This window comes from Flavobacterium sp. AC267 (genome assembly GCF_979258715.1).
This window is the reverse complement of the sequence record NZ_OZ409875.1, coordinates 2,718,108-2,730,465: the sequence shown is the minus strand read 5'-3', so window position 1 is coordinate 2,730,465 and position 12,358 is coordinate 2,718,108. Positions and strand designations below refer to the sequence as shown.

Sequence of the window (12,358 nt, the reverse complement as noted above, 5' to 3'; positions counted from 1 at the left end):
GCTAAGAAATTACTCCCGAACCAACTAATTCATTTTCTAAATACCAAGCGACAAACTGTCCTTCTGTAATAGCAGACTGCGATTCTTCAAATTCCACATACATTCCGTCTTCAAATTGATGCAAAACTGCTTTTTGCAAAGGCTGGCGGTAACGAATTCTGGCCATCACTTCCATTTTTTCGCCAACTTTTAATGTCATATCCTCTCTAATCCAGTGTACTTCGGATTTTTCAACGAAAAGAGCTTTTTTAAACAAACCTGGATGCAGACTTGATAAACCTGTATAAATTGTGTTCGTTTCAACATCTGTAGCGATTACAAACAAAGGATCAGTCGTTCCTCCTACATTCAGACCTTTTCTTTGCCCAACTGTAAAATAATGCGCCCCTTGATGTTTTCCAACTACTTTTCCCATTGTTGGAAGATAATCTAACTTTTGAGATTCTAACTTCAATTCTTCTTCTAAAGAAATTCCAGCTGGTTTTTCAGTAACATAAATCGGATCATTTTTATCGATCTGAACAATTTTACCCTCTTTTGGCTGTAATTTTTGCTGTAAAAATTCTGGAAGACGAACTTTACCTATAAAACATAAACCTTGAGAATCTTTCTTTTCTGCCGTAACCAGTTCCATTTCAGCGACTATTTCGCGAACTTCTGGTTTGGTTAACGCTCCAATAGGAAATAAAGCTTTTGACAACTGTTCTTGAGACAGTTGGCATAAAAAAATAAGATTGATCTTTATTAGTATCGGCTCCAGCAATTAATTGATAAACTGGTTTACCGTCGACTTCGATTTCGCTTTTTTGGCAGTAATGTCCCGTTGCTACATAATCGGCACCAAGACTTAAGGCGATTTTCATAAAAACATCAAATTTGATTTCGCGGTTGCAAAGCACGTCAGGATTTGGAGTTCTTCCTTTTTCGTACTCGTTAAACATGTAGTCAACGATTTTTTCTTTGTATTCTTCGCTTAAATCGACAGTTTGAAACGGTATTCCGAGTTTTTCAGCGACAAGCAAAGCATCGTTACTGTCCTCCAGCCATGGGCATTCATTAGAAATAGTTACCGAATCATCGTGCCAGTTTTTCATAAAAAGACCAATAACTTCGTATCCTTCTGCTGTCGCAGTAAATAAGCCGCAACACTAGAATCTACTCCACCTGAAAGTCCAACAACTACTCGTTTCATTTTGAAATGTTTAATTTTTTAAGGTTGCAAAGGTACGCCAAATAATAGAAAATCACACAAAGGTTTTCATTACTTTAAGCAATCCCGCAGTAGATAAAACTTATTACTTTTTTAAGTACTTTTAATATCTAATTGAATAGCATGAAAAAATACATTTACAGCTTATTTTTCTTGTTCGCCATAACCACTTTAAGTGCGCGGCGATTTGTTTCGTCTCTTCCTAACTATGAAGCTTACAAAGCATTTCGAGGAAAACCTTTGTCTGATAAATTTTCGAATATCGAGTCAGTTAAAGTGATTTATGACCTGAGAAAACAAAAAATGTATTATTTCAACAGCACTTTGATTCCGCCGCATTATGATTTTGTAACGGGTTATTTGGGCTATAGCAAAGATCTTGATGTTTTTAATAATGAAAACTACAGCGATACCGACAAGAACAGGGATTTTCTTCTAGGAAATTTAAATCATATTAAAGGAACGGAGAAATGGATTTTTGAACTCGCCGCTTCAGACCACATGCCGATTGTATTAATTGAACGCTTTTTTAATTTAGTCAAAAACTCCACTTTTATTGGACAGAATTTAAAATTTTACCTGAATAATCCAGAAATGATGGAAGGATTTCAACAGCAGAAATTTTCAATTCCTTGTGTAAAATCAGATTATATTTTTAATGAAATAAAATATCAGGAAGTTGTTCACGGCAGTACTATCGGGATTTTAAAAAAATACAAAATCAAAGAATTAGAAACCGTAAAACCAAATGCTGATGAGATTATTATTTTGGACGGAACGCCAGATATACTTCCTAACGTTCGAGGAATTATTGTAAATGAACTACAGACTCCTTTAAGTCATTTGGTTCTTTTGGGAAAAAACAGAAAGATTCCGATTATGGCGTATACCGATATTGAAAAGGATGCCAATATTAAAAGACTACTTTCTAAAAAAGTAGAATTTAAAATAGAAATAGACACTTTTTACATCAAAGAAACAACTAAAAAAATTACCGCAAAATCAACTGAAAAAAGAAAAAACTAGTCATTGATAATAGCGTCACTGAATTGGTTAATTTATCTGAAATTCCTAAAAAGGGTGTAAACTTCATCGGTTCAAAAGCACAAAATATGGCATATTTAATTGCGATTTCGAAAGAGATTCCGTTTAAAACTCCAGAAAATGCACATGCGATTCCGTTTTACTTTTATACCAAACACATTCAGAAAGCTTCAATTTCTCCTTTAATTACAGAGCTTTTAGCGTATCCGCATAAAGATTCGACTGTTTGGATTAATACGCAATTGAAAAAAATTAGAGATGCCATTAAAAAAGAGCCTGTAGATCCTGAATTACTTTCAAAACTAAATGCAGACTTTTAAAAATGCGCATTTCAAAAATTTCAGATTTAGATCTTCTACAAATGCAGAAGATTTGGATGATTTTAACGGCGCTGGATTATACGATTCTAAAACCGGAATTTTAGGTGACAGTATCAAAACATTCGAAAAAGCTATTCAACAAGTTTGGGCAAGTGTTTGGAATGAAGCTTCCTACAACGAAAGAGAACTTTTTGGAATCGATCAGCAGAATATTGCTATGGGCGTTTTAGTGCATCGTTCTTTTCCCGACGAATTGGCAAATGGCGTCATTATTACTAAAAATATTTTCAGAAAAAATTTCCCTGGAATTACGGTTAACATTCAAAAAGGCGAAAACTCTGTGGTGAAACCAGAAAAAGGAGAAATCTGTGAACAATTTGTTGCGTATCATTTTAATGACGGAAAAGACGAAACCGATTTTGATATCGACTATACTTCCAACTCCAACCTTAATAATAATGAGCCTTTATTGAATCGAAAAGAAATGAGCATTCTATATACTGTCAGTAAAAAAATCGAAACTAAAATGTATCGTTATTGGCGAAAAAACCAATTTCATCCAGTTGATATTGAGTTTAAAATTGTCGGCGAAAAAAGAGAATTATATATAAAGCAGGTTCGTCCGTTTAATGATTAATAGAAAACTAAAACATCTATTTCGTTTGCAAGCGGTATTAATTAAAACAATTCTAAAATCAAATTCTTCAATTCTAATTTTTTCCTGAATGGATTTTCTAATAAATTCCTGATTCAAAGAAAACTTCTCGTCAAGCGGAATTTTGACATCAACTGTATTTAGATATTTTGAAGCTTTTTTATTGACAATAATCGAAGCTATAATATAAAATCCGATGATGATTATTTGAAAAAACAGTAAAAGTTCGATCTTTTCAAACGGATACATAATATCTAAAATTGACAGCGTAATCGTCGCAAAAAGAAAGATTATAGCATTTACCGTAAAGGATTGTGTTCTAAATCGAAGTATGGAAAAAATGGCAAATAAACCAAATCCGATTCCAACGCCAATTTCAATTTTAGTAAAAAGGTAACAGAGCGAAAAAGTACAAAGTCCGACAATTACCATTAATGGATTTATGGTTGCATTATCTTTTCTGTTGGAGAAAAAATACAAAACCAAAATTGAGAAAAACAACAGCAGAAATCTTCCTAAAAGTTCATTTAAATCCATTGGTCAGAATAAATTGGTTACTCAAAAGTAAACAATTTATTCTTTGTCTATTTTATTTTCAATGAAGTATATACGAATTCCTTATATGCTTATTTTTTAGGCGCTGGACCTTTTTCAGAAGCTTTATTGGTATTTTTTGGATCGCTCATGTTTATTTCTTTTACCAATTTTCCTTTTTGATAAAACTGCCACATTCCCGCTTTTTTTCCATTTACAAATTTGCCTTTAGAAGCAACAGATTTATCTGAATCGTAAAAAACCGCATCACCGTTATATTCGTTATTTTTAAAATTAGATTCTTCCAGCAGCGTTCCGTCTACACCTATTTTTTTATACGGCCCTTCTTTTAAACCATTTTTATACATCATCTCTTCTGCCACTTTTTCATTAGCATAATAAATAGTTCTTAAACCTTCCTGTTTTCCGTTTTTATAATTTTCTACAGTCATCAAAACTTTAGAAGCTTTGTGGTAGTATTTCCATTCGCCTTCACGAGACTTTCCAACTTCTTTTCCTTCGCTGACTTTGTTTTTACTCTGATCATAAAAAATAGTGTACGAACTTCCGTCATTGGCACTAAAATCTCTCGTAGCCACTACATCTCCTTTTTTAGTATCATCAAAAAATTTAAAAATACCAGTTTCTTTTCCGTGATCAAAAGTTCCTTCGTAACGAGGTCGCTTAGATTCGGCGTAAGTACCTTTCCATAATCCGTCTTTTTTTCCATTAGCATCTAGCTTATTAAAATCTTGAGAATAAGCAACAATACTAACCAAAAATAAAATCCAAAAATTTTTCATAAGTAATTTTTCTATATAACAACTAAAATTGAGTTTTAGTATTGCAAAAGTAAAACCATTTTGACATAAACAGATTCTTTTTAGACAAAAAATATATTTTATATGTTGTTTAAGCTTTAGCAATAAACAAAAAGAAAGCAATTCGATCTTTCGCCTTACGATAGACTCAATTAATTAATAATCAGCAAGATAAAACAACTAAAACAAAAGTTAAATCTTTGCTCTTTTTAATAATTGTTTATTGTTTTAGGAATTTTCTTAAACAAAATTAACTAACTTAGTAGGTAACAAACAAAAAAAACTTTATATCATGAAAACAATCAAATTTAAATTAATTGCTTTATTAGCATTAATTGCTTTCGTCGGAATTTCATGCAACAATGACGATGATGATGATACGCAACAAGAACAAACCATCACGTCTATTGCAAAAGCAAATCCAAATCTTAGCTCGCTGGTTGCCGCCCTCGAGAAAGCAGATTTAGCCGCTACATTGAACGCTTCTGGTTCTTATACCGTATTCGCACCCAGCAATACCGCTTTTAGTGCTTTCCTCGCAACAAACGGCTATGCTAATCTTAATGAAGTTCCCGTACCTGCCTTAAAGGAAATACTACTCAACCACGTTTTAAGCACAAAGGTAAAATCTAGCGAAATTACCACTGGATATGTAAAAACTTTAGCTAAAGGAAGTGCCTCAACTTCGAATACGATTAGTATGTATCTTGAAAAAAGCACTGGAGTTGATATTAACGGAGGAAAAACAAATGGCGGTGCAACAGTAACAACTGCAGATATTGAAGCCTCAAATGGTATAATTCATTTGGTTGATGGCGTGATCGGACTTCCAACTATTGTTAACCATGCTGTGGCAAATAAAAATTTCTCCACTCTTGTTGTCGCTTTGACCTATAATCCTTCATCTGGTTTTGCTGGAATATTATCTGGAACTGCAAATTCACCTTTCACAGTTTTTGCACCAACAAATACAGCTTTTACAAGTTTCTTAACGGAAGCTGGATTCTCAGGTCTGCCGGCAATCCCCGCAAATGTTCTAGAAACTACTTTGAAATATCATGTTGTTGCCGGCGCAAATGTACAGTCAACTGCTTTGACAAACGGACAGGTAGTTAGCACCTTTGCAAATCAAAATTTCACAATTGGTCTTACTGGCGGTGCAAAAATTACTGACGCAAGTAACAGAGTCAGCAATATAACAGCAACAGATGTACAATGTTCTAATGGTATAATCCACGTAATTGATAAGGTGCTTCACGCCGAAATTTTAAACAAAAAAACCGTCTCGTTTTTTAACGAGACGGTTTTTAAATATTCTATGTATTCTTATTTCTTTTTATTCTGAGCTTTTGTCGCTTCTTGTTGTTCCATTACATCTTGAAGACGCTGTTGAAACTTACTTGGCTTTTTAGGCTCTCTTTGTTTGTTTTCTTGAATCTGAGCGTGAATTTTATTACTATCAACAATGTAATTTTTAATTACGAACATAATTCCAATTGTAATTAAGTTTGAAATAAAGTTATACAAACTCAATCCTGCACCATAACTATTGAAGAAAATCAACATCATTAATGGCGAAACATAAATCATGATTTTCATCATTTTAGCCATATCCGGCATACCTTCTTGCTGAGGCGCTGCCATTTGCTGATCTCCTGATGTCATTTTCATGTAGAAGAAAATTGCAATTGCTCGCCAAAATTGGGAACAAACTGATATGATCTCCATACATTGGAATTGTGAATGGTAATTTAACTACCGAGTCAAAAGAAGATAAATCGTCTGCCCAAAGAAAACTTTTTTGTCTTAATTCAAACAGCCGCAGGGAAAAACTGGAACGATGCATACATAAAAGGAAGCTGAATCAATGCCGGGATACATCCTGCCATTGGGTTTACTCCTGCTTTATTGTACAGTTTCATTGTTTCCTGTTGTTTCTTCATTGGGTCTTTCTTGAATTTTTCTCCCAACTCTGCAATATCAGGTCTTAAAACTTTCATTTTAGCCTGAGACAAGAATGACTTATACGTAATTGGCGACATTGCCAATTTGATCAAAATTGTAAAAATGATAATTGCAATTCCTAATGACAATCCGATTGTTGAACTTAAAAATCCGAATAACGGAATAAAGATAAATTTGTTAATCCATCCAAAAATTCCCCATCCTAATGGAATGATTTTTTCGAAATTTTTATCGTATGCTTTTAATGTTTTGTAATCTGCAGGACCAAAATATAAACTCATTTTATAATCAATCTCACCATTTGAGAATGCTAAAGGCAAATCTGCTTTAAACTGTTTTGTAAAAACAGTATCAATTTTTTCGTCTTTAACTAAATCGTCAGATTGTAATTTTGAAGTTTCAAATGGTTTTTCTGTAGCTAATATCGTTGCAAAGAAATGCTGTTTAAAAGCAACATAACTAACTTTTTCAGGAGTTTCTTCTTTTCCTTGCCCGTGTGCACTAACGTTACTGTATTTTGATTCGTTGTATTTGTAATCAATTTGAGCAAAACGATTTTCGTAAGAAATACTTTTTTCGTTTCTATACGTTTTTAAATCCCAGTGTAAATCAACTGGTTTAGCAGAATTTAAAACTCTATTTAATCCTTGAGAACGAATATCAAAACCAACTAAGTAATCGTTTGGTTTCAAAATATATTTATATTCTAAAAATTCATTTGCACCTGCTTTCAAACGCATAGATAAAACTTGGTCTGCACCAATTTTTTCTAATGTTGGTTCAAAAAATAAATCTTTAGAATTTAAAGTTCTATTATCTGTAGTAAGAAGCTGTAAATTTAAGTTTGAATTGTTGTTTTTGATTAACTCAACTAACTGTCCTGAACCTTTTTTAAATTTTTCGAATTCTTTTAAAGTCGCTTCAACAATGTAACCACCTTTATTAGCGATTTTAAGTTTAATCTTCTCATTTTCAATTGTAGTAAAAGCTTCTTTTGCAGAAGGAAGTGTTGCTGAATAAGCAAATCCTCCCAAAGTTTTTTGCAATTGCGCCAATTGTAATGTATCGCCAGGAGTTACTGCGGCACTGGTAGTGATGCTGTTTTAGCTTTATCAGCTTTTGCTTGTGCTTCTTGTTTAGCAACTAATTCTTTCTTGGCTTTTTCAGCGACAATTTCTTTATCAGAAGGCTGATTTTGGTACATAATCCAAATCAAAATTCCGAATATCAATACAAAACCAATGATCGAATTGAGGTCAAATTTTTTTTCTTCCATTATATTTAAAAAAGTTATTCTTTGAAGTTATTAGTAATGAGTTTAACTCAAAAGTTACATCTTCTGGAATATTAATTATTATTTTTTATGCGCATTTACCGCAATTGCCACAAAGTTTACAAATATTGGGTGCGGATTTGCAACTGTACTTTTGTATTCTGGGTGGTATTGTACACCAATAAAAAATGGGTGGTTTTCAAGCTCAACGATCTCAACTAAACCTGTATCAGGATTTACTCCAGAAGCTTTTAAGCCCGCTTTTTGCAATTCATCTGCATATTTATTATTGTACTCATAACGGTGGCGGTGACGCTCCGAAATAGTTTTTTCTCCGTAAATTCTGTGTGCTAAAGTATTTGGTTTAATATCACATTTCCAAGCACCTAAACGCATTGTTCCTCCTTTATCGGTAATCGTTTTTTGCTCTTCCATTAAATTCACAACAGGATGAGGCGTTTTATCATTCATCTCTGTAGAATTCGCATCAGCATAACCTAAAATATTTCTAGAATATTCGATAACAGACATCTGCATTCCTAAACAAATTCCGAAGAAAGGAATATTATTTTCACGTGCAAAACGAACAGCTTCAATTTTTCCTTCTATACCTCTTTCTCCAAATCCTGGAGCTACTAAAACCCCGTCAAGCGGTCCTAATTTCTCCTCAACATTATCAATATTAATGTGTTCTGAGTGAATCGAAATTACATTTACTTTAGTTTCGTTTGCAGAGACCTGCGTGAATGAACGCCTCTAAAATAGATTTGTAACAATCCTGCATTTCTACGTATTTACCAATCAAACCAATATTTACAGTTTGCTTTGGATTTTTTAATCTTTTTAAGAAAGTATTCCAGTTTTTAAGGTCTGGAGATGCTTTTTTAGGTAAATCTAATTTCTTTAAAGCAACAACATCTAATCCTTCTTCAAGCATTAAATTTGGAACTTCATATATAGTAGAAGCATCAATTGACTGAATAACTGCTTCTTTTTTCACATTACAGAACAAAGCTAATTTCTGGCGTAATTCCTGAGACAATTCGTGCTCCGTTCTACAAACCAAAATATCTGCTTTTATACCACTTTCCATTAAAGTTTTAACAGAGTGCTGTGTAGGTTTTGTTTTTAACTCACCTGTCTGCGACCAAATAAGGAACTAAAGTTAAGTGAATAACAATTCCGTTATTTTCACCTAATTCCCAAACCAATTGACGAACAGATTCTATATAAGGTAAAGATTCAATATCTCCGACAGTTCCGCCAATTTCAGTAATTACAATATCATAATCGCCAGATTTACCCAGCAATTGCATTCTGTCTTTGATTTCGTTTGTGATGTGAGGTACAACTTGAACTGTTTTTCCTAAAAACTCTCCTCTTCTTTCTTTTTCGATAACCGAAAGATAAACTCTTCCTGTAGTAACGTTATTAGCCTGAGAAGTAGGAACGTTTAAAAAACGCTCGTAGTGTCCTAAGTCTAAGTCCGTTTCTGCCCCATCATCTGTCACATAACATTCTCCGTGCTCATAAGGATTTAGTGTTCCTGGATCAACATTAATGTATGGATCAAATTTTTGAATAGTTGTACGGTATCCTCTTCCTTGTAACAATTTTGCCAAAGATGCCGCGATAATCCCTTTTCCTAACGAAGAGGTCACACCTCCTGTAACAAAAATATATTTTGTTTGATTCATTCTGTTGTTGTTTGTAAGTAGTTGTGTAAAAAACTTGGCAAAAGTACAAATTTAATTAGACAATTTGAACATTCGACTTCTTAGATTTTTAGAATTTTAGATTGCGACATTTTCAGCTTTTTCAAATCAAAAGAAAACCTTTCAATATATTATTCTTTATCTAACTTTTATGATTTTTTCAAACAATATAAACACCTTTCTATCCATTTATTTGAAAATATATCAATCTTCAAAAGTCTACTACAATGGTTTCGGATACTGCTTCTTAATATTTCGAATCAATTCCTCCAATCCATTCAGTTTTAATTCATAAATCAATTGCAACTGCTGTCCTAGTTCTCCTTTTGGAAATCCTTTGTTATGATACCAAACCACATAATATTCCGGAAGATCAATTAAAAATTTACCTTCGTATTTACCGAAAGGCATTTTGGTATGTGCTAGTTTGATGAGAAGTTTTTTGTCTGGTTCCATAGTTTTTAAGAAGAAAGAAGCAAGAGGAAAGACTTATGCTTTCTTATTTCAGGCTTCAATTACTGCAAAACTATCACTTATTTTTTCTTTTGCCACAGATTAAAAAAATAGTTTTCAGTCGCAGTTTACAGTTAAAACAAAATCGAAGACAGAAATTAAAAACTTAGAACCTCATAATCTTAGTCCCGAAGTATCGGGATAGCATCTTAAAAAAAAGAAGCAAGAAAAAAGAACCTTTTTCGATTCTCTCTTCCTGCTTCAAATTATTATGTAAACAAAGTTTTCAGTCGCAGATTTCAGTCGCAGTTTTCAGTCGCAGTTTTCAGTCGCAGTTTTCAGCTACAGATCACACCGACTGATAACTGACACTGTTAACTGAGACTGTTAACCGAGACTGTCAACTGACACTGTTAACTGAGACTGTTAAATGAGACTTTTAATAATGCCATCTCACGAAAGCTTCCATCGCCGCATAAGTCGCTAAACCTAATTGGTGATATAAAGTCGCTGTTTCGCGGTTTCTGTCTTCTGCTCTCTGCCAGAACTCTCTTGCATCTGTTCCTTGAAAAACAACTCCGTCTTTTTGTGATTGGTGTTTGAAGATTCCGTGACGTTTTTCTAAAACTTGGTCTGGACTCATCGGAACTGCCATTTCAACTTCGTCAATTCCCCATTCTTGCCAAGCACCTCTGTATAACCATAACCAGCAGTCATCCATAAATGATTTTGGTTTTAAAATTTTTACAGCTTCAAAAATAGCATCCAAACAAACTTTATGTGTTCCGTGTGGATCTGCTAAATCTCCAGCGGCATAAATTTGGTGCGGTTTAATTTTTTCAATTAAATCAACTGTCAGCTGAATATCTTCTGCACCAATTGGTTTTTTCTCGATTGTTCCAGTTTCATAGAAAGGCAATTCCATAAAATGAATCTGACTGTCAGGAAGACCCACAAAATGACTCGTCGCTCTCGCCTCTCCTTTTCTAATCAAACCTTTAATGTAACGAACTTCAGGAATATCAATTTCGCTGTTGTTTTTATTCTCTAAAAATGAATGTGCTTTTTTGTAAATGTTATCTGCTTCTTCACTTTTGATTCCGAATTTTTCGTTGTAATCAATTACGAATCTTGCAAAACGTAATGCTTCATCATCTGCAACGGCAATATTTCCAGAAGTTTGGTACGCCACATGCACTTCATGTCCTTGATTTTGCAAACGCATAAAAGTTCCTCCCATACTGATAATATCATCATCTGGATGCGGACTGAAAATTAATACACGTTTTTTAGCAGGCTCAGCTCTTTCTGGACGGTTAGAATCGTCTGCATCTGGTTTTCCACCTGGCCATCCTGTAATGGTGTTCTGTAATTTATTGAAAATATTAATATTGATATCGTAAGCTGGACCAGAATCTGCTAATAAATCGCTCATACCATTTTCGATATAATCAGCATCTGTAAGCATTAAAATTGGTTTTTTAAGATCTAATGCCAATCCTAAAACTGCTTTACGAGTTAATTTATCTGTCCAAACGATTTTTTCTACCAGCCAAGGTTTATTAACTCTCGTTAATTTTGAAGAAGCTTCTTTATCTAAAATAAAAACTGCATTATTATGCTCTTGCAAAAATGACGCAGGAACTCTGTTTGTAACTTCGTCTTCAACAGATTTTTTGACAACATTTGCTTTTCCTTCACCCCAAGCCAATAAGATTACTCTTTTAGCTTCCATGATTTTTTTCACTCCAAGTGTAATCGCAGTTCTTGGCGTATTATTTAAACCGAAGAAATCTTTACTTGCCGCAACTCTTGTAATATGATCTAACGCAACCAAACGAGTTTTAGAGTTCTGAAGTGAACCAGACTCGTTAAAACCGATATGTCCGTTTCCTCCAATTCCAAGAATCTGCAAATCGATTCCGCCTAAAGCTTCGATTTTAGCTTCATATTCATGACAATAATCTGCAATTTGTTCTTTTGTTAAAAGTCCGTCTGGAACGTGAGCGTTTTCAGGTAAAATATCGACATGATCAAACAACAGCTCTTTCATAAAACGAACATAACTATTGATAGAATTTGGCTCCATTGGATAGTATTCATCCAAATTAAAACTAATTACGTTTTTAAAACTCAAGCCTTCTTCTTTATGAAGACGAACCAATTCTGCATATAATCCTTTTGGAGAAGAACCTGTAGCCAATCCTAAAATACAAGGTTTGCCTTCTTTCTGTTTTTCTTTGATTAAAGCTGCAATTTCCTGCGCTACTTCTTTTGAAGCTTCTGTTGAGTTCTCAAAAACAACTGTATTAATGTTTTCGAATCTTTTTTCGAAACCTGTTGCTTTGTCAATTTTACTTTTTAACAT

At 33.6% G+C, this 12,358-nt stretch carries 8 protein-coding genes and 3 pseudogenes; 4 read left to right on the top strand and 7 right to left on the bottom strand.

Annotated elements, in window-relative coordinates; all coding sequences use genetic code 11:
• Window position 1: 1 nt before the first annotated feature.
• Window positions 2-1,192 (bottom strand): annotated as a pseudogene (gene mnmA, locus ACZZ95_RS14290) (tRNA 2-thiouridine(34) synthase MnmA).
• Between the two features lie 141 nt (window positions 1,193-1,333).
• On the opposite strand from mnmA, the gene ACZZ95_RS14285 reads away from it, so the two are divergent.
• From ACZZ95_RS14285 to ACZZ95_RS14275, 3 genes are all read left to right on the top strand, one after another.
• On the top strand, window positions 1,334-2,236 hold the full coding sequence (locus ACZZ95_RS14285; protein WP_463469555.1) for a hypothetical protein: 903 nt from the start codon (window positions 1,334-1,336) through the stop codon (window positions 2,234-2,236).
• Window positions 2,237-2,322: 86 nt separating this feature from the next.
• Entirely contained in the window at window positions 2,323-2,574 is a 252-nt protein-coding gene (locus ACZZ95_RS14280) for a hypothetical protein (RefSeq protein ID WP_463469554.1), read from the top strand.
• Window positions 2,561-3,211, top strand: coding sequence for a PEP/pyruvate-binding domain-containing protein (locus ACZZ95_RS14275; RefSeq protein ID WP_463469553.1), 651 nt, complete (start codon window positions 2,561-2,563; stop codon window positions 3,209-3,211). Before ACZZ95_RS14280 ends, ACZZ95_RS14275 begins: the two co-directional genes overlap by 14 nt.
• On the opposite strand, the gene ACZZ95_RS14270 is transcribed toward ACZZ95_RS14275, so the two are convergent.
• Together ACZZ95_RS14270 and ACZZ95_RS14265 are read right to left on the bottom strand one after the other, a co-directional pair.
• Window positions 3,176-3,766, bottom strand: a complete 591-nt coding sequence (locus ACZZ95_RS14270; RefSeq protein ID WP_463469552.1) for a DUF4956 domain-containing protein — start codon at window positions 3,764-3,766, stop codon at window positions 3,176-3,178. The genes ACZZ95_RS14275 and ACZZ95_RS14270 overlap by 36 nt on opposite strands.
• An 89-nt stretch (window positions 3,767-3,855) precedes the next feature.
• Window positions 3,856-4,566, bottom strand: coding sequence for a toxin-antitoxin system YwqK family antitoxin (locus tag ACZZ95_RS14265; protein ID WP_463469551.1), 711 nt, complete (start codon window positions 4,564-4,566; stop codon window positions 3,856-3,858).
• Window positions 4,567-4,876: 310 nt separating this feature from the next.
• On the opposite strand from ACZZ95_RS14265, the gene ACZZ95_RS14260 reads away from it, so the two are divergent.
• Complete coding sequence (locus ACZZ95_RS14260; RefSeq protein WP_463469550.1) at window positions 4,877-5,929, top strand: fasciclin domain-containing protein; 1,053 nt, start codon at window positions 4,877-4,879, stop codon at window positions 5,927-5,929.
• On the opposite strand, the pseudogene yidC reads toward ACZZ95_RS14260, so the two are convergent.
• The 4 genes and pseudogenes from yidC to nagB form a co-directional block, all read right to left on the bottom strand.
• Window positions 5,911-7,825, bottom strand: a pseudogene (gene yidC / locus ACZZ95_RS14255) (membrane protein insertase YidC). The gene ACZZ95_RS14260 and the pseudogene yidC sit on opposite strands and share 19 nt — an antisense overlap.
• Before the next feature lie 78 nt (window positions 7,826-7,903).
• Window positions 7,904-9,519 (bottom strand): annotated as a pseudogene (locus tag ACZZ95_RS14250) (CTP synthase).
• Window positions 9,520-9,759: 240 nt separating this feature from the next.
• Window positions 9,760-9,993 (bottom strand): DUF3820 family protein, encoded by a 234-nt coding sequence (locus tag ACZZ95_RS14245; protein ID WP_463469549.1) that lies wholly within the window; start codon window positions 9,991-9,993, stop codon window positions 9,760-9,762.
• A 436-nt stretch (window positions 9,994-10,429) separates the two neighbouring features.
• A complete protein-coding gene (nagB, locus tag ACZZ95_RS14240; RefSeq protein WP_463469548.1) occupies window positions 10,430-12,358 on the bottom strand; it encodes a glucosamine-6-phosphate deaminase in 1,929 nt (642 codons plus the stop codon).

What these genes read in the sequence shown, in the direction of transcription:
- ACZZ95_RS14285 (WP_463469555.1), top strand. Translation starts at nt 1,334, where the DNA reads ATGAAAAAATACATTTACAGCTTATTTTTCTTGTTCGCCATAACCACT.
- ACZZ95_RS14280 (WP_463469554.1), top strand. Translation starts at nt 2,323, where the DNA reads ATGGCATATTTAATTGCGATTTCGAAAGAGATTCCGTTTAAAACTCCA.
- ACZZ95_RS14275 (WP_463469553.1), top strand. Translation starts at nt 2,561, where the DNA reads ATGCAGACTTTTAAAAATGCGCATTTCAAAAATTTCAGATTTAGATCT.
- ACZZ95_RS14270 (WP_463469552.1), bottom strand. Translation starts at nt 3,766, where the DNA reads ATGGATTTAAATGAACTTTTAGGAAGATTTCTGCTGTTGTTTTTCTCA.
- ACZZ95_RS14265 (WP_463469551.1), bottom strand. Translation starts at nt 4,566, where the DNA reads ATGAAAAATTTTTGGATTTTATTTTTGGTTAGTATTGTTGCTTATTCT.
- ACZZ95_RS14260 (WP_463469550.1), top strand. Translation starts at nt 4,877, where the DNA reads ATGAAAACAATCAAATTTAAATTAATTGCTTTATTAGCATTAATTGCT.
- ACZZ95_RS14245 (WP_463469549.1), bottom strand. Translation starts at nt 9,993, where the DNA reads ATGGAACCAGACAAAAAACTTCTCATCAAACTAGCACATACCAAAATG.
- nagB (WP_463469548.1), bottom strand. Translation starts at nt 12,358, where the DNA reads ATGTTAAAAAGTAAAATTGACAAAGCAACAGGTTTCGAAAAAAGATTC.